Origin of the sequence: Micromonospora sp. NPDC049891, from assembly GCF_040660295.1 — a bacterium.
GTDB lineage: Bacteria > Actinomycetota > Actinomycetes > Mycobacteriales > Micromonosporaceae > Micromonospora.
The window spans coordinates 301,999-318,654 of the sequence record NZ_JBFAML010000002.1; the positions used below are offsets into that span (position 1 = coordinate 301,999).

Sequence of the window (16,656 nt, forward strand, 5' to 3'; positions counted from 1 at the left end):
CCGACGTGACTGTGATCCAGAAGAAGGCCGACAACCCGATCGCCCACCTCACCGCCGAGGACATCGAGACCCTCGGCAAGGAACTCGACGCCATCCGGGAACGCGTGATCGCCTCCCGGGGCGAGCGGGACGCCGCGTACATCCGCAAGGTCATCTCGACGCAGCGGAAGCTGGAGATCGGCAGCCGGGTGGTGCTGCTGTTCTCGCTCTTCCCGCCGGCCTGGATCGTCGGCACCGCCGGGCTCTCGGTGGCGAAGATCCTGGACAACATGGAGATCGGGCACAACATCCTGCACGGCCAGTGGGACTGGATGCGGGACCCGAAGATCCACTCGACCAGCTGGGACTGGGACCACGTCGCCCCGGCCGACCAGTGGAAGCAGTCACACAACGAGCTGCACCACCGCTACACGAACGTGGTCGGCAAGGACAACGACCTCGGCTACGGCATCATGCGGGTCGACGAGGACCAGCCCTGGCACCCGGCTCACCTGGGCCAGCCGCTGTACAACTTCCTCAACGCCTGCTTCTTCGAGTACGGCATCGCCGCGTACGACCTCGACCTGGGGAACAAGCTCAAGAACGGGGGCCACAAGGACCCCGAGTTCCGCACCAGGGTCCGCGCCGTCGGCCGGAAGATCCGCCGCCAGGTCCTCAAGGACTACCTGCTGTTCCCGCTGCTGTCCGGCCCGTCGTTCTTCCACACCATGGCTGCCAACTTCACCGCGAACCTGATCCGCAACTGGTGGAGCCACTCGGTCATCATGTGCGGGCACTTCCCGGAGGGGGTGGAGACCTTCGAGAAGACCTCGATCGAGGGCGAGACCCGGGGGGAGTGGTACGTGCGGCAGATGCTCGGCTCGGCAAACATCAGCGGTAGCCGGCTGCTGCACATCATGACCGGCAACCTGTCGTACCAGATCGAGCACCACCTCTTCCCCGACCTCCCGAGCAACCGCTACCAGGAGATCGCGCCGGAGGTGCGGGCGCTGTTCGACAGGTACGGGCTGAAGTACACCACCGGCTCGCTGCCCCGGCAGGTCTTCTCGGCCTGGCGGAAGGTCTTCCGGCTCGCCCTGCCGAACCGCCGCCAGCCGGTCGCCCCGGCCGCTCCGCTCGACGACTCCGACGACCGCCCGACCCGGGCCCTCGTCGCCGCGTGACCGCTCGCGGCGTCGCTGTCCGATCGCCTCGCGGCGTCGCTGCCTGACCGCCTGACCGGGCCCGTCGGCCAGCTTGTCGGCCAACCGGCCGGCGCGGGCGGTGACCGCGGCCTGCTGCTCGGCGAGCGCGGCCGGGACTGCTGAGCGCGGCCGGGACTGTGTTGTGCGCGCACTGTCGAGCTGAGAGCGCAGACGGCTCAGCTCGACAGTGCGGTGCCGGGTACTCGCCCGGGACCGCCCGACCGGCGGGTACTCGCCGGGACCGCCCAGCGTCTGGCCAGTTTCTCAGCGGCGGTTGGGATAGTTCTGGGCGGACTGGCGCCCCTTGATGAAGGCCAACACGATCACCGCGGCGAGCGCGATGACGCCGATGATGACCAGCCAGCGGACCGCTTCGAGGAGCAGCCCGAGCAGGACCAGCGCCCCGGCGACCACGCCGACGACCCAGAGCAGGGCACGCATCTCCACCTCCCACCCGGCCGCCCGGCCCATCCGGGCGCGGTTGCTGGCCGGATACCCGTTTCGGCCCGGATCATGCCGGGTGCGTGGGTGCGCGGCTGGAATTTCGGCCCGGATCATGCCGGGTTTGCACATGCGTAGCTGGTTCAGTCCGAAAGCTGCCCCAGATAAACGGTGTTGGCCGACTCGCCGCCGGTGAGCGGGTTCGGAAACCGCACCACGTGACTGTGGTGGATGGGGAACACGGCGGCGAGGGCGGCTTCGAAGTCCGGGTCCGGTGGATCGTCCGACCAGAGGGCGAAGACCCCGCCCGGATGCAGCAGCCGCGCCAGTCGGCGCAGCCCGTCCGGCCGGTAGAAGGCGGCGTGACTCGGATGCAGCGGGTGTCGGGGGGAGTGGTCGACGTCCAGCAGCACCGCGTGGAAGCGACGCCCGGCGTCGTCGGGGTCGAGGCCGTCCGGACCGGCCACCCGGGCGAAGAAGTCGGCCCGGACCAGCCGGGTACGCGGGTCCGTGGCCAGCCCGGCGGCGAAAGGCAGCAGGCCGCGCCGGTGCCAGTCGATGACGTCTTCGACCGCCTCCACCACAAGCAGGGAAGCGACCCGGTCGTCCGCCAGGGCGGTACGGGCGGTGTAGCCGAGGCCCAGTCCGCCGACGACGACGTCGAGGCGGTCGCCGGCCAACGGCGCCAACCCCAACCGGGCCAGCTCGATCTCACCGGCGGTGAACAGGCTCGACATCAGGAACTCGTCGTCGAGCTTGACCTCGTACACGTCCAGGTCGAGCCGGGGATCGCGACGCCGGCGCAGACTGATCTCGCCGATCGGTGTCGGTCGCCAGGCCAGTTCCTCGAAACGTACGGTCACCGCCGGCATGTTACCGGCCGGCGAGCCGCCGCCCGTGGTGTGACGCACGGTCCTCGGGACATCGACGCAGCGCATATCCTGTGCCCCGATCGTCTCGCCGGAGGGGAAACGATGCCGTCGCGGCAGGACCAGCTGCACTCGTACCAGTTCACCATCCAGCGGACGGTGGCCGCCCTGGTGACCCGGGAGCCTGATCCGGCGCAGTCGCCGTTGCGCCGGCTCGCCGGAGCCGGGATGGCCAGTGTGCTGGTGGCGGCCATCGGGCTGGGCGGCGCCGCCCTCTACGGCCTCGTCACCGGTGGCGGCACGAAATGGCGCGACGCCGGTGTGGTCATCGTCGAGAAGGAGTCCGGCGCCCGGTTCGTCTACCGGGACGAGAAGCTGCACCCGGTGCTCAACTACGCCTCCGCGCTGCTCATCATCGGCGCGCAGCGGCCGAGAACCGTACTGGTGTCCAGCCGGTCGATCGACGGGGTGCCGAGAGGGCTGCCGTTGGGCATCCGCGACGCTCCCGACTCGCTGCCTCCGGCGGCCCGGCTGGCCACCGCGGCGTGGACGGTCTGCTCGGTGTCCCGGACCGGGCACGGACCGGAGACCCGGTCGGTGCTGCTGGTGGGGACCGGCGACACCGGCGGCCGGGCGCTGGGCCGGGACGCGCTGCTGCTCCGTGGTCCCGACGGCCGGCTGCACCTGCTCTGGCAGCAGCGGCGGCACCTGATCCGGGACACCGACCGGGTGCTGGCCGCGCTCGCGACCACCCGTTCCCGGTCCGTCCCGGTGGCCGCCGCCCTGCTCAACACGGTGCCGGCCGGTACCGACCTGGCTCCGCTGAACCCGCCCGGCCTGGGCCGGCCGTCCAGCCGGGTCGCCGAGGCCCGGATCGGTGACGTGCTGGTGGTGAGCAACTCCGGCGGAGGGCGGCAGTACGCGGTGGTACTGCGCGACGGGCTGGCCGGCATCACCGAGCTACAGGCCGGCCTGCTGCTCGCACGTACCGGGCAGCGGGAGCCGGAGCAGGTCAGCCTCGGACGGTTCGCCGCCCTGCCTCAACTGCCCGACCTGGCCCCGGTCGGGCCCGACGCGCCGCCGGCCGGCCCGCCCCGACTGGCCACCCCCGACTCGTCGGCGATCTGCGCGCGAGTCGGCGATGACACCGGTCCGGTCGAGCTGCGGCTGGGCGTGGACCTGCCGGCCCTGACTCCGGCGCCGGAACAGCCCACCGATTCGACCACCGCTGACCACGTGCTCGTGGAGCCGGGGCGGGGCGCAATCGTCGAAGCGGTCGCCGCACCGGGCGCCACCGGCGGCGCGATCTCCGTGGTGACCGACCTCGGCCGCCGGTACGCGCTCGCCAGCCCCGACGTGACGGGCATGCTCGGCTACGGTGACGTGCGACCGGTCCGGCTGCCCGCCGGGGTGGTCAGTCTCGTACCCGCCGGCGCGCCGCTCGACCCGGACGCGGCCCGCCAGCGCGCCGCTCCCGCCTGACGCGCTCGGACGCCCTGCGGAAGTGGTAGGAAATTTCTCGGCGTGCGTTGTCGAATCCGGTGACTCCCGCTCGTCGCACTGACGACAGCACGTCAGACAAACATCAAGGAGCACCCACATGCGTACCCTGATCGCCACCGCGTTCGTCTCGCTCGACGGCGTCATCGAGGCACCCGGCGGAGAACCGGGCTACCGCAACTCGGGCTGGACCTTCAACGACATCGAGTTCGACGAGGCCGCCTACGAGATCAAGGCCCGCGAGCAGGACGAGGCCACGGCGATGATGATGGGCCGGGTCAGCTACCAGGCGTTCGCGCCGGTGTGGCCCAAGATGACCGTCGAGTTCCCCGGCTACAACGCGATGCCGAAGTACGTCGTGTCGACGAGCCTCAAAGAGCAGGACCTGGTGTCCAACTGGGGAGAGATCGTCATCCTCCGGTCGCTCGACGACGTCGCCGCGCTGAAGCAGACCGAGGGCGGGCCGATCAGCATCCACGGCAGCGCCACCCTGAACCGCAACCTGTCCGACGCCGGCCTGATCGACCGCTACCACCTGCTGGTCTTCCCGGTTCTGCTCGGCGCGGGCAAGCGGCTGTTCTCCGACACCGACCGGGACAAGCAGAACCTCAGGCTCGTCGAGAGCGAGTCCTACGCCAACGGTATCCAGAAGCTGGTCTACGACGTCGTCCACTGACCAGCCGACCGGCCAGGTCGGGTCCGCTCCCGTCCCGCCTGAACGTCGTGCCGTGCTGGGTGCATCTGTTGTCGCTCTGACGACAACAGATGCACCCACAGCGAAACCTGCGTCCGGGTACGGAAGCGGGTCAGCGGCTGGGCACTGGCCGGATGCTCATGGCGATGGCGTCGGCCACCTGTTCGGGCGGCTGGGACGCGTCGACCACCTGAGCGCCGGTCACGGCGGCGAAGCTGGTGAGCGCCCGGGCGACATGATCGTGTCGCCACTGGCGGGCAGCGACATCCATCTGGTCGGCATCGATACGGGCACGCAACTGCTCCTCGGGGAGCGTGAGCACGACCTCGCGCACCTCGACGCCCACCGCACGGATACCGTCGAGGATCTCCTCGCGGTAAGCCGGGTTGATCAGGCTCATCGGCGCGATCCAGGGGTGCGGATACTCCCGGGCGAGACCGCTCATCGTCTCGACGACGAGGTGACGCCACAGTGGAAGATCCTGGAAGTCGCCGGTCGGCGAGGTGATGAACGGGGTCAGCAGGTAACCGACGTACTCGGGGTCGAAGATCTTGGCGTCCGGGAGCCGCTCCACGAGCAGGCCCGCAGTGGTCGTCTTGCCGACGCCGAAGGCCCCGTTGATCCAGACAATCATGCCGAGGATGCTCCCACGGCCGAACCGGCGTGACAGGGCCGCCGGGTGGGACGGCTCAGCCGTGCCAGGAGTGCCAGAGGGCGGCGTAGGCGCCACCGGCCCGGACCAGTTCGTCGTGGCTGCCGAGTTCGGTGATCCGGCCGTCCTCCAGCACCGCCACCCGGTCGGCGTCGTGCGCGGTGTTCAGCCGGTGCGCGATGGCGATGACGGTACGCCCGGTGACCACGGCGGCGAGTGCCCGCTCGGTGCGGCGGGCGGTCGTCGGATCGAGCGCGGCGGTCGCCTCGTCGAGGATCAGGGTGTGCGGGTCGGCGAGCACCAGTCGGGCCAGCGCGAGCTGCTGGGCGTCGGCGGCGCCGAGTTCGCGGGCGCCGTCGCCGACCTGTGTGTCGAGTCCGTCGGGCAGGTCGGCGTACCAGTCGGCGCTCACGGCGACGAGCGCGGCGCGCATCTGCCCGTCGGAGGCGTCGGGCGCGGCGAAGGCGAGATTGTCGCGCAGCGTGCCGATGAAGACGTGGTGTTCCTGGGTGACCAGGGCGATCTGGCGACGCCGCTCGGCCGGGTCGAGGTCGGTGATCGGACGGCCGTCGAGGCTCACCACGCCCTCGCGGGGCGCGTCGATTCCGGCGAGCAGCCGGGCGAGGGTGGACTTTCCCGCGCCGGAAGGACCGACGATGGCGAGGCGTTCACCGGGGCGTACCGCCAGGTCGATCCCGTGCAGCACGTCGTGGCCGTCGGCGTACGAGAATCGGGCACCGCGCACGACGAGCCTGCCGGACCGGGCGTTCGCCGGACCGCGTGGGCGCGGTGTCCCGGTGGCGACCGGGGCGGCGGCTGGCTCGGCCTGCTGACCGACGCCGAGCACGCGGGCGAACGACGCCAGGCCGCGTTGGGCCTGCTCCATCCATTGCAGCAGCCGGTCCAGCGGATCGATCGACTGCTGAAGGTAGAGCGCGGCAGCGACCACCTCGCCGAGGGTCACCATGCCGCGGTCCAGCAGGAAGCCGCCGAACAGCAGCACCGCGGCGATCGGCAGCGCGTAGCTCGCCTCCACCGCCGGGAAGAAGACCGACCGGAGGGCCAGGGTCGCCCGGCGGGTGGCCCACACCCGGCCGATGCGCTGCCTGCCGTGTGCGATGCGGTCGGCACCGAGGCGGAACGCCTCGACGGTACGGGCGCCCTCCGCGGTCGTGGTCAGCGTCTCGGTCAGCTCGGCGGTGGCGGCCCCCTCGGCGAGGTACGCCGGTCGGGCCCGACGCAGATACCAGCGGGTGGCCGCGACGATCGACGGCAGCCCGGTCAGGGCGACCAGGCCGAGCAGCGGATGCAGCAGGAACACCGCGCCGAAGAGCAGCGTCAGCTGGGTCGAGGCGATGACCATGACGGGCACCACGTCTCGGACGGTGCTGCCGACGGTCGTCACGTCCACCGAGCTTCGGGTGGCGAGTTCACCGGTGCCGGCCCGTTCGACGACGGAGATGGGCAGGTCGAGCGTCCGCGCGACGAATCCCTCGCGTAGCCGGGCGACGGCACGTTCGCCGAAGCGGTGACCGGCGTACTGGGCGTACCGGGTGAGCAGCCCGTGGGCCAGCACGCAGCCGCCGATCGCGAGCGCCAGGCGGTCCACGGCGGCGGCACCGGCACCGGCCGCGACCTCGTCGACGATCCTGCCCAGCAGCCACGGCGTGGCGAGCCCGGCGACCGCGGCGGCGCCGTGCAGCACCAGGACGACGGCGACCGCGCGACGGTCCGCGGCGAGGAGGCCCAGCGCGGAGCGGCGGACGATCTGCCGGTCCGCAACGGGCAGCCCGCTCACCGCAGCGACCCGTCCACGTCGGCGGACACGCCGTCCCGGGACACCAGGGCCCGGTAGCTCGGGTCACGGTGGAGCAGCTCGACGTGGCTGCCGGCGGCGACGATCCGGCCCTGGCGCAGATGCGCGACCAGGTCGGCGCGACCGAGCAGCAGCGGTGAGCTGGTCAGCACGACAGTGGTGCGCCCGGCCCGCGCCGAGCGAAGTCGCTGCGCGATGCGCGCCTCGGTGTGCGCGTCCACAGCCGACGTCGGGTCGATCAGGATCAGCACGTCCGGCTCGGCGAGCAGGGCCCGGGCCAGGCGTACGCGCTGTCGCTGGCCGCCGGAGAGGGTCCGGGCCCGGGTACCGACAGGCATCGCGAGCCCCTCCGGGTGGGCCTCGACGACATCCTCCGCCGACGCCGTACGCAGGGCCACCCGCAGGTCGGCGTCGCTGAGGTCGGCCCGGACGCCCAGGATCTCGCGCAGCGTCCCGGCGAAGAGATAGGAGTCGTGGTCGGCGACGAGGATCCGGGCCCGCACCTCGTCGAGCGCGACGCCGGTCAGCGGTACGCCGCCCCAGGTCACGTCGCTGGCGACGAACCTACCGAGGCGGTCGGCCAACGCGATGGCCTCGGCCGGGTCGTCGGCGGCGACCGCCAGCAGCCGCCCGGCGGGTACGGTCAGGCCGGTATCGGGATCGTGCAGGTCGGCGGGCCGGTCCGGTGCGGGCTGAGCTTGCGTCCCGCCGACCGGCGACGGTGGGCCGACCACGTCCGGCGTCAGGTTGAGCAGCGCGACGATCCGGCGGGCGGCGACCCGACCCCGGATCAGCTGGTAGCCACCTTCGAGCAGGAACCACACCGGCACGATGAGGACCGCCACGTACCCGTAGACGGCCACCATCTGCCCGATGGTGATGTCACCGGCCGAGGCCATCCGCGCCGCCAGCCACACCACGGCGGCCAGGAACAGCCCTGGGATGGCGACCGTCAGCGCCTCGATCCAGCTGTTCACGGCACCGACCCGGTACCCCTCGGCCAGCAGCCGCTGCGAGCGTTCCGCGTACCGGCGGGCGAACAGTCCCCGCCCACCGACCCCGGCGAGCACGCGCAGCCCGGCCACGATGTCGGCGGCGCGGGTGGTGAGCATGCCCTGCTGGTGGCGGTAGACCGACTCGACCCGTTCGAGGCGGCGCAGCAGCGGCCCGACGACGAGCACCACCGCCGGCACGCCGAGCAGCACGAACACCGCCAGCAGCGGGGCGACCGACCACAGTACGAAGGCGACGAACACGTACGCGATGACGGCGCCGACGCCCGGCCCGGTCATCGTCAGTACCGCCGACGTGTGGGTGATGTCGGCGCCGCCCACGGTGGCGACCTCCCCGGCGGCGAGCCTGCGGGGCAGCACAGCACCGATCCCGGACAGGTGACGCAGCAGGACGCCGGCGGAGCGGGCCGACGCGTCCTCCCGGACGAACGTCATCGTGCGGTGCCGCATGATGCCCAGGTACGCCAGGCACATCCCGGCCACGACGATCGCGGCCACCCACCACAACAGCGTCCGGTAGTCGGCGGCGCGCAGTCCGTCGTCGATGGCCCGGGCGACGAGGTACGGCCGGACCGACAATCCGAGCATCCAGGCCGTGCCGATGAGGCCGCCGCGCAGTACCCGCCACGGTTGGCAGCGGACCAGCCACCAGATGTACCTCAGTGGCCCCCTCGTGTCCGGCGTGCCCGGCTCGGCATGCGGGAGCTGTGGGGGCATCCGTTCAGGTTACGATCAGGCTCGCAACGCCTGCACCCCAGTATCGCCAGGAGTGTCCGACTCGCCGGCCAGGGGGAGTGGCGATCAGGCGGGGCGACGCAGGATGGTGACGGCGAAGTCCGCGTCGTCGCGCCACGGGCGCAGGTCCCAGGTGGCGAAGCGGTGCTCCAGACGCAGCCCGGCACCGACCGCGTCGGCGTCGAAATCGGTGAGCTGGTACCCCCGGTCGGTGCCGAATCCGACCGCGACCACGCCGTCCGGGCGTAGGTGGTCGGCGACGCGGCGCAGCACCTGGGGTTCGGTGCCGGCGGCGACGAAGGCCATCACGTTGCCGGCGAGCACCGCAGCGTCGAACGGCTCTTCCTCGCCGGCCGTCGTGAGGTCCAGTTCGGCCAGGTCGGCGACGAGCCAGCGGGGCGTGGGGTGGTCGGCGCGGGCCGCGTCGATCAGGACCGGGTCGGCGTCCACCCCGACCACCGTGTGGCCCCGCCTGGCCAACTCGGCGCCGACCCGGCCGGTGCCGCAGCCGGCGTCGAGGATCCGGGAGGCCGGCGGCACAAGCGTGTCGAGCAGTCGGGCCTCACCGGCCAGATCCGCCCCCTCGGCCGCCAGCTGCCGGAACCGGTCGACGTACCACTGCGAGTGCTCGGGACCGGTGTCGGTGGCCCGTCGGGTCCTGCTGCTCATGCGCTCGCTCATGCCTGCACCGTATCCGGACTGCTCAGGGGAGCCGGGCGACGGTCACGAACTCGTTGTAGGTGAACACCTTGCCGGCGACGCGGTGGAACGGGAAGGAGTACTGGCGCAGCACGGTCAGGCCGAGGTCCTGGCAGGTTTGCGCCGTCTCGCCGAAGCCGACGAAGCGGACGTGCGAGGGGTCGCTGTGGTAGCCGCGCTCCTGCGGGGTGATGAACACCGCCCGGCCGCCGGAACGGACGAACGGCAGGTACCCGGAGACCACGTCGCGCGCCTGCTGGGCCGGCATGTGTTCCAGCAGATGTGCGGCGAGCAGCGAGTCGAACGCGTCCGGACGGGCGTGTTCGGATCGGAAGAACTCCTTGACCGTGTACGCCTCAAGCCCGAGTTCCCGGGAGTGGGCCACCGAGGTGGGATTGTGGTCCACCCCGACCGCGCCCGGGCCGAGGTTCATCAGGTTGCGGCCGAGGCCCGAGCCGACGTCGAGGGTCCGGCCCAGCCGCAGCCGTCGCAGGTTCCACCGGTAGGGCGCCTGCACGTCCAGCAGCCGCTTCCAGCGCGCCCCGCTGAGGCGCCGCAGCCGCTCGGTGTAGCCCTCACCCTCCGTGTTCGTCGGACCCTGTCGTGCGTGTCCCATCGACCGTCCCCACTTCCTCGTACCGCTCGTCCTGAACCACCCCCATGTACCGTGACCTGCGCCGCGATCGTCCTAGCGTAGCTTCGGGCGCACCGCTACCATGTTGTGACACATGGTGAACCAAACTGTTCCGTCGGCCGGGCCGGGACCGGCTGCGAGCGCCGGTGCCGTCAGCGAGACCGTTGCGGAACGCAGCCGGCTGTGGGAGTTGGCCCGGGGCGTCCTCGACGGCAACTGGGAACACGACCACACGGTGCCGTCACGCACCCTGTACCCGCATCAGTGGAGCTGGGACTCCGCCTTCATCGCGATCGGCTGGGCCCACCTGCGTCCCGACCGCACCTGGTCCGAGCTGACCAGTCTGTTCCGTGCCCAGTGGCGTGACGGCCGGGTGCCGCACATCGTGTTCAACCCGGCCGTGTCCGGCGGTGCCTACTTTCCCGGGCCCGGATTCTGGTCGTCGGACACTGTCGAGGGAGCGCCCCCGGTGGCCACCTCCGGCCTGGTACAGCCGCCCGTGCACGCGCTGGCAGCCTGGCACGCGTACCGCCGGATGCCGTCGGAGCAGGGGCTCGCCGCGCTGCGTCGGCTCTACCCGCACCTGGTGGCGCAGCAGCGCTACCTCGCCAACTGCCGCGACGTCGGTGGCGCCGGGCTGGCCAGCATCGTGCACCCGTGGGAGTCCGGACTGGACAACAGCCCCGCCTGGGACGCACCGATGTCCGCGGTGCCGGCGGAGGCGGCGGTGATGCGGGCGTACCGGCGGCGGGACACCGTGCACGCCGATCCCGCGCACCGACCCACCGACCTGGACTACGCGCGGTACGTCACGATCGTCACCGCGTACCGGGCCGGCGGTTACCGCGACGACGGGCTGGCCGGTCGGCATCCGTTCCTGGTGGAGTGTCCGCTGTTCAACGCGGCCATGGGCGCCTCGGAAGTCGCGCTCGCCGGGATCGCCGAGGTGATCGGTGCGGACCCGGGCCCGCACCGGGAGCGGGCGGTCCGGATCACCGAGGCCTTGGTGACCCGGCTGTACGACCCGGACACCGGCACCTTCCACCCACGTGACCTGCGTACCGGCCGGCTCACCCCGGCCCGTACGGTGCTCGGCCTGACCCCGCTGATCCTGCCCGACCTGCCGGCGCGACAGGTCCAGGCGGTGCTCGCCGAGGCCCGCTCGGCCCGCTTCGGTCTCGCCGCGCGGATGGACCGGCCACTGCCCAGCCACGACCGCACCGCCACCGACTTCGAGCCGCTGCGCTACTGGCGCGGTCCGAGCTGGCTGAACATCACCTGGTTGGTCCGGCGTGGACTGCTGGTGCACGGACACGACCGGTTGGCGGCCGGGCTGCGCTCCTCGATGATCGAACTGGTCGCGGCGGCCGGATGTCACGAGTACTTCCACCCGGACACCGGTGCCGGCCTGGGCTCGTCGGCGTTCAGTTGGACGGCGGCGCTGCTGCTGGACGTGCTGGCCGACTGACCGGTGCCGGGTGCGCGGTCCACCCGGCGGCGACCCGTCGCCGGGGTGGCGCGGGAGGTGGCACTGCCCGGCGGCAGGTAGGTTGCTGTCCAGGGTCGGCCGGCTGCCGCGCCGGTTCCGGGTGCCACCGCTACCGGTTGGCCCGGTTGAACGGGAGGGCGCAATGAGCCGGGACAGCTTCGACGAGCAGCTCGACCGGCTCACCGGCGTCCTGGCGTTGATGAGCCGGGAGGCCGGTGCGGCGATCCGGGGGGCCAGCACCGCTCTGCTCGAGGTGGACCGGGGTGCGGCCGAGACGGTGCTCGCCGGTGACGCCGTGCTTGACGCCCGGCGGGCCGAGGTCGAAGCGATGATCCCCGAGGTGCTGGTACGGCACCAGCCGGTCGCCTCGGACCTGCGACTGGTGGTGTGCGCGCTGCGGATCGCCGGTGCGCTGGAACGGATGGGTGACCTCGCGGTGCACGTCGCGAAGGTCGCGCTGCGTCGGCATCCGGTGGGTGTGGTCCCGGAGCCGGCGATGCCGGTGATGACGGCGCTGGCTGAGGCGGCGGCCCGCGTCGCGGACAAGAGCGCGCTCGTGCTGGCCACCCGGGACCGGCTCGACGCGATGCAGCTCGGGCTGGACGACGACGAGGTGGACGCCGCCCAGGAACGCCTTCTGTCGCTGCTCGTCTCCGGCTGGCCGTACGGGGTGGAGTCCGCGATCGATCTGGCCCTGCTCGGCCGGTACTACGAGCGTTACGCCGACCAGGCGGTGAACGTCGGACGCCAGGTCGTCTACCTGGTGACCGGCACCATCCGCCTCTGAGCGGGCCCGCGAAGCCCAGCCACCGGCGCGCGAAATTCCGGACATCCGGTACGCCGCACCCGCAACGTCACATCCTGGCTCCCGATTGGCCACCACCGAGCTGGCAAGTTCATTTTTCGTTCACCTGGGTCCGGGAGTCCGGCTACCTGCGCCTCCTAACTTGACTCGCGTACGGCCCGGACGGGCTGATGCACCCCGATAGAGAGGCTTACCTGGTGAACCGCAACGTGCTTTCGCGGCGCGTCCTTGCCGGCGTCGCGCTTGCCGCGCTCGCGCTTACCGGCTGTGGTAGCAACGACAACAGCTCGGAGCCGGGCGGCGGCGGCGACAGCGCCTACGCCGACCTGTCCGGCGAGTTGAAGGCGTCGGGCGCCAGCTTCCCGGACGCTTACTACCAAGAGGTCATCGAAGCCTTCAAGAGCGAGGCCTCCGATGTGACGGTCAACTACAACTCGACCGGCTCGGGCACCGGCAAGAAGCAGTTCGGTGAGGGTCTTGTCGACTTCGCCGGCACCGACAGCCTGGTGAAGGACACCGACGGCGTCGCTGCGGGTTCGTTCCTCTACGTCCCGACGGTGGCCGCCCCGATCACGGTCTCCTACAACCTCCAGGGCGTCGACAAGCTCCAGCTCAGCCCGGAGACGCTCGCCAAGATCTTCCAGACCGACATCAAGACCTGGGACGACGCGGCCATCAAGGCCGACAACCCGGGTGTCGAGCTGCCCAACACGCCGATCACCGTCGCGCACCGCTCGGACGGCTCCGGCACCACCAGCAACTTCACCAAGTACCTCGACGCCGCTGCCGCCGGCACCTGGAAGCTGGGCAGCGGTGACACGGTGGCCTGGCCGGCCAGCACCCAGGGCGGCGAGAAGAACACTGGTGTCGCCCAGATCGTGCAGCAGACCAACGGTGGCGTGGGCTACGTCGACCTGAGCGACGCCAAGGCCACCGGCCTGAAGTTCGCCGCCATCAAGAACAAGGACGGCCAGTTCGTCGAGCCGTCGCTGGAGGGGACCACCGCCGGCCTGGAGGGTGCCGAGATCGCCGAGGACCTGAGCTACAACCCGCTCAACGCCGCCGGTGCCAACGCGTACCCGATCACCGCGCCGACCTTCATCATCGTGAAGACCTCGTACGGCGACGCCGCCAAGGCCGAGCTGGTCAAGGGCTTCCTCACCTACCTGCTCAACGACGGCCAGGAGTTGGCCGAGGAGGTTGACTTCGCACCGCTGCCGGCTTCCCTCAAGGAGAAGGCGCTGGCCCAGGTCGAGAAGATCCAGGGCTGATCAAATCAAGATCGCTAGGGCGTTCCAGCTGGGGACGGGATCACGTCGATCCCGTCCCTAGCGGGGTACCTGAGCTGGAGTGAAGATGACCTTGACGAACAATCCCCCCGCCGCCAAGCCGACGTTGACCCAGCGCGGCAGCAGCGCCCTCGGCGACCGTGTCTTCTCCTGGTGGACGCTCGGCACCGGTCTGCTGGTGCTGGCGATCCTCGGGCTGATCCTCATCACCACCGTCCGGGAGGCCTGGCCCGCGTTCGACGCGATGGGGCTGCGCTTCATCACCGAGCGGGTCTGGGACCCGAACCCGGCCACCGGCGACGCCATCTTCGGTGCGCTGTCGTTTGCGTACGGCACCGCTGTCTCGTCGCTCATCGCGCTGCTGTTCGCGGTGCCGGTCTCGGTCGGCATCGCGCTGTTCCTGACCGAGTTGGCCCCGCGCCGGCTGCGCGGCCCGGCGGTCACCGTGATCGACCTGCTGGCCGCCGTGCCGTCGGTGGTCTTCGGTCTCTGGGGCATCCTGGTGGTGGCCCCCGCGCTGGTCCCGATCTACCAGTGGATGCACGACGTCTTCGGTGGCATACCGCTGCTCGGCCGCCTCTTCGGCCCGGTCGGCAGCGGTCGCAACTTCATGACCGCCGGCCTGATTCTGGCGATCATGGTCACCCCGATCATCACCTCGATCACCCGCGAGGTGTTCAGCACGGTGCCGCGTGCCGACAAGGACGCCGCGCTCGCCCTGGGCGCCACCCGGTGGGAGATGATCCGGGGCGCGGTCTTCCCGCACAGTTTCGGCGGGGTCGTCGGCGCGGTGATGCTCGGTCTGGGCCGGGCGATGGGCGAGACGATCGCGGTGGCCCTGGTCATCGGCGGCGCCACGAACATCACCGCCAACCTGTTCGCCCCCGGCAACTCGATGGCCGCCGTCATCGTGCAGCAGTTCGGCGAGTCCACCGGCACCTTCACCGCCGCGCTCATCGGTCTCGGCGTGGTGCTGTTCGCGATGACGGTGCTGATCAACGTGCTCGCCCAGGTGGTCGTCCGTCGGGCCGAGGCCCGGATGAAGGGAAGCCTCGCGTGACTCTCACCGCACCACCCGCCGCCCGTCCGGCTGCCGGCGGGCCGGACCTGACCCGGGCGGCGCTCTCCGGCCGCCGCCGGTTCACCAACCATCTCGCCACGTCGGCCATCTGGTTCGCCGTGCTGCTCGCCGTCATCCCGCTGGCGCTGGTGACCTACACCGTCATCGCCAAGGGCGGTGGGGTGATGAGCCTGTCGTTCCTGAACGAGGACATCCCGAACTCCTACCGCCGTGAGGGTGGGGGCATGGGCCCGGCGATCGTCGGCACGCTGCTCATCACCGGGATGGCCGCGTTGATGGCGATCCCGCTCGGTGTCTTCGGCGCGATCTATCTCAACGAGTACGGCAAGCAGCGGCCGCTGGCCCGGGTCATCAGGTTGATGTCCGACGTGATGACAGGCGTGCCGTCGATCGTGATGGGCTTGTTCATCTACATCTCCTGGGTGCTGCTCGTCGGTGAGCAGACCGGTTTCGCCGGCGCATTGGCGCTGGCCTGCCTGATGCTGCCGGTGGTCATCCGCAGCAGCGAGGAGATGCTGCGGCTGGTCCCGGACGAGCTGCGGCAGGCCAGCATGGCGCTGGGTGCCCGCAAGTGGAAGACCACGCTCACCGTGGTGCTGCCGGCGGCGATCTCCGGGATCACCAGCGGCTCGCTGCTGGCCGTCGCCCGCGCGGCCGGTGAGACCGCGCCGATCATCATCGTCACCGGCATCGTCTTCTCACCCAACTGGAACCTCTTCGACGGCTCCAACACGGCGCTGCCGGCGCAGATCTTCCGCAACGCCAGCCAGCCCTTCGAAGCCGCCCAGGACCGGGCCTGGGGTGCGGCGCTGACGCTCATCGTGATCGTGCTCGGCTTCACCATCATCGCCCGATTCATCTCCAGCCGGTTCGCCATCAAGGAGCGCTGACATGGCCAGCAACGACACCAACCTCACCACCCGCCCGTCCGTGGCGGTGCACGCTCCCGGCACCACCGTCTCCGGCGCGGACTCCGCCAACGCGTCAGTGATGCAGTTGCGCGACGTCAGCGTCTACTACGGCAGCTACGAGGCGGTCCGCGGCACCAGCATGCCGATCCAGCAGAACCAGGTCACCGCGATGATCGGGCCGTCCGGCTGCGGCAAGTCCACGGTGCTGCGGGCGCTCAACCGGATGAACGACCCGATCCCGGGTGCCCGGGTCAGCGGCGACGTCCTCTTCCACGGCCAGGACCTGTACGCCAAGGACGTCGACCCGATCCAGGTGCGCCGGCGCATCGGCATGGTGTTCCAGAAGCCCAACCCGTTCCCCAAGTCCATCTACGACAACGTCGCGTACGGGCTGCGGATCAACGGCATCAAGGGCCGCCTCGACGACCACGTCGAGGAGGCGCTGACCAAGGCCGCGCTCTGGGACGAGGTCAAGGACAAGCTGCGCAAGAGCGCCCTGGCGCTCTCCGGCGGGCAGCAGCAGCGGCTCTGCATCGCCCGGACGATCGCCGTGAAGCCCGAGGTGATCCTGATGGACGAGCCCTGCTCGGCCCTCGACCCGATCGCCACGGCGAAGATCGAGGATCTGATCTTCGAGCTGACGAACGACTACACCATCGTGATCGTCACGCACAACATGCAGCAGGCGGCCCGGGTCAGCCACTACACCGCGTTCTTCACCGCAGAGGTGGACGAGGCGCAGGAGCGGCACGGGCGACTCGTCGAGTTCAGCCAGACCGGCAAGCTGTTCACCAACCCCGCGGACAAGCGCACGGAGGACTACATCACCGGCCGCTTCGGCTGA

At 70.9% G+C, this 16,656-nt stretch carries 16 protein-coding genes; 9 read left to right on the forward strand and 7 right to left on the reverse strand.

The window, feature by feature from the left end; all coding sequences use genetic code 11:
• Positions 1-5 precede the first annotated feature (5 nt).
• Complete coding sequence (locus AB0I71_RS04635; RefSeq protein WP_357581873.1) at positions 6-1,163, forward strand: acyl-CoA desaturase; 1,158 nt, start codon at positions 6-8, stop codon at positions 1,161-1,163.
• A gap of 285 nt (positions 1,164-1,448) precedes the next feature.
• Here the strand turns inward: AB0I71_RS04635 and AB0I71_RS04640 are convergent, their stop codons facing one another.
• On the reverse strand, positions 1,449-1,742 hold the full coding sequence (locus tag AB0I71_RS04640) for a hypothetical protein (RefSeq protein ID WP_357582021.1): 294 nt from the start codon (positions 1,740-1,742) through the stop codon (positions 1,449-1,451).
• Between the two features lie 26 nt (positions 1,743-1,768).
• Positions 1,769-2,488, reverse strand: coding sequence for a spermidine synthase (locus AB0I71_RS04645; protein ID WP_357581874.1), 720 nt, complete (start codon positions 2,486-2,488; stop codon positions 1,769-1,771).
• Between the two features lie 111 nt (positions 2,489-2,599).
• Between AB0I71_RS04645 and eccB the strand changes: the two genes are divergently transcribed.
• Together eccB and AB0I71_RS04655 are read left to right on the forward strand one after the other, a co-directional pair.
• Positions 2,600-3,976: a type VII secretion protein EccB gene (gene eccB, locus AB0I71_RS04650; RefSeq protein ID WP_357581875.1), complete on the forward strand. Its 1,377-nt coding sequence runs from the start codon at positions 2,600-2,602 to the stop codon at positions 3,974-3,976.
• Positions 3,977-4,094: 118 nt separating this feature from the next.
• Positions 4,095-4,670 carry a dihydrofolate reductase family protein gene (locus AB0I71_RS04655; protein WP_357581876.1) on the forward strand — a complete coding sequence of 192 codons (576 nt, stop codon included), beginning with the start codon at positions 4,095-4,097 and terminating at the stop codon, positions 4,668-4,670.
• Between the two features lie 130 nt (positions 4,671-4,800).
• Here the strand turns inward: AB0I71_RS04655 and AB0I71_RS04660 are convergent, their stop codons facing one another.
• The 5 genes from AB0I71_RS04660 to AB0I71_RS04680 all read right to left on the reverse strand — a co-directional run bounded on the left by AB0I71_RS04660 (position 4,801) and on the right by AB0I71_RS04680 (position 10,219).
• Positions 4,801-5,322 carry an AAA family ATPase gene (locus AB0I71_RS04660; protein WP_357581877.1) on the reverse strand — a complete coding sequence of 174 codons (522 nt, stop codon included), beginning with the start codon at positions 5,320-5,322 and terminating at the stop codon, positions 4,801-4,803.
• A 55-nt stretch (positions 5,323-5,377) separates the two neighbouring features.
• Positions 5,378-7,138, reverse strand: a complete 1,761-nt coding sequence (locus tag AB0I71_RS04665) for an ABC transporter ATP-binding protein (protein WP_357581878.1) — start codon at positions 7,136-7,138, stop codon at positions 5,378-5,380.
• On the reverse strand, positions 7,135-8,886 hold the full coding sequence (locus AB0I71_RS04670) for an ABC transporter ATP-binding protein (RefSeq protein WP_357581879.1): 1,752 nt from the start codon (positions 8,884-8,886) through the stop codon (positions 7,135-7,137). The genes AB0I71_RS04665 and AB0I71_RS04670 overlap by 4 nt, the downstream gene beginning before the upstream one ends.
• An 84-nt stretch (positions 8,887-8,970) precedes the next feature.
• Entirely contained in the window at positions 8,971-9,573 is a 603-nt protein-coding gene (locus AB0I71_RS04675) for a class I SAM-dependent methyltransferase (RefSeq protein ID WP_357582012.1), read from the reverse strand.
• Positions 9,574-9,607: 34 nt separating this feature from the next.
• Positions 9,608-10,219, reverse strand: coding sequence for a class I SAM-dependent methyltransferase (locus tag AB0I71_RS04680; protein WP_357581880.1), 612 nt, complete (start codon positions 10,217-10,219; stop codon positions 9,608-9,610).
• A gap of 112 nt (positions 10,220-10,331) precedes the next feature.
• On the opposite strand from AB0I71_RS04680, the gene AB0I71_RS04685 reads away from it, so the two are divergent.
• The 6 genes from AB0I71_RS04685 to pstB all read left to right on the forward strand — a co-directional run bounded on the left by AB0I71_RS04685 (position 10,332) and on the right by pstB (position 16,656).
• On the forward strand, positions 10,332-11,705 hold the full coding sequence (locus AB0I71_RS04685) for a hypothetical protein (RefSeq protein ID WP_357581881.1): 1,374 nt from the start codon (positions 10,332-10,334) through the stop codon (positions 11,703-11,705).
• Positions 11,706-11,868: 163 nt separating this feature from the next.
• Entirely contained in the window at positions 11,869-12,513 is a 645-nt protein-coding gene (locus tag AB0I71_RS04690) for a PhoU domain-containing protein (protein WP_357581882.1), read from the forward strand.
• A 215-nt stretch (positions 12,514-12,728) separates the two neighbouring features.
• Entirely contained in the window at positions 12,729-13,802 is a 1,074-nt protein-coding gene (gene pstS, locus AB0I71_RS04695; protein WP_357581883.1) for a phosphate ABC transporter substrate-binding protein PstS, read from the forward strand.
• Between the two features lie 85 nt (positions 13,803-13,887).
• The gene (gene pstC, locus AB0I71_RS04700) at positions 13,888-14,880 is read left to right on the forward strand and encodes a phosphate ABC transporter permease subunit PstC (protein ID WP_357581884.1); all 993 of its coding nucleotides are present in this window, start codon (positions 13,888-13,890) and stop codon (positions 14,878-14,880) included.
• On the forward strand, positions 14,877-15,791 hold the full coding sequence (gene pstA, locus AB0I71_RS04705; protein ID WP_357581885.1) for a phosphate ABC transporter permease PstA: 915 nt from the start codon (positions 14,877-14,879) through the stop codon (positions 15,789-15,791). Before pstC ends, pstA begins: the two co-directional genes overlap by 4 nt.
• Before the next feature lies 1 nt (position 15,792).
• Entirely contained in the window at positions 15,793-16,656 is an 864-nt protein-coding gene (gene pstB / locus AB0I71_RS04710; RefSeq protein ID WP_357581886.1) for a phosphate ABC transporter ATP-binding protein PstB, read from the forward strand.

Coding starts and splice junctions, on each gene's coding strand:
- AB0I71_RS04640 (WP_357582021.1), bottom strand. CDS start 1,742: ATGATCCGGGCCGAAATTCCAGCCGCGCACCCACGCACCCGGCATGAT.
- eccB (WP_357581875.1), top strand. CDS start 2,600: ATGCCGTCGCGGCAGGACCAGCTGCACTCGTACCAGTTCACCATCCAG.
- AB0I71_RS04655 (WP_357581876.1), top strand. CDS start 4,095: ATGCGTACCCTGATCGCCACCGCGTTCGTCTCGCTCGACGGCGTCATC.
- AB0I71_RS04660 (WP_357581877.1), bottom strand. CDS start 5,322: ATGATTGTCTGGATCAACGGGGCCTTCGGCGTCGGCAAGACGACCACT.
- AB0I71_RS04670 (WP_357581879.1), bottom strand. CDS start 8,886: ATGCCCCCACAGCTCCCGCATGCCGAGCCGGGCACGCCGGACACGAGG.
- AB0I71_RS04675 (WP_357582012.1), bottom strand. CDS start 9,573: ATGAGCAGCAGGACCCGACGGGCCACCGACACCGGTCCCGAGCACTCG.
- AB0I71_RS04680 (WP_357581880.1), bottom strand. CDS start 10,219: ATGGGACACGCACGACAGGGTCCGACGAACACGGAGGGTGAGGGCTAC.
- AB0I71_RS04685 (WP_357581881.1), top strand. CDS start 10,332: ATGGTGAACCAAACTGTTCCGTCGGCCGGGCCGGGACCGGCTGCGAGC.
- AB0I71_RS04690 (WP_357581882.1), top strand. CDS start 11,869: ATGAGCCGGGACAGCTTCGACGAGCAGCTCGACCGGCTCACCGGCGTC.
- pstC (WP_357581884.1), top strand. CDS start 13,888: ATGACCTTGACGAACAATCCCCCCGCCGCCAAGCCGACGTTGACCCAG.
- pstB (WP_357581886.1), top strand. CDS start 15,793: ATGGCCAGCAACGACACCAACCTCACCACCCGCCCGTCCGTGGCGGTG.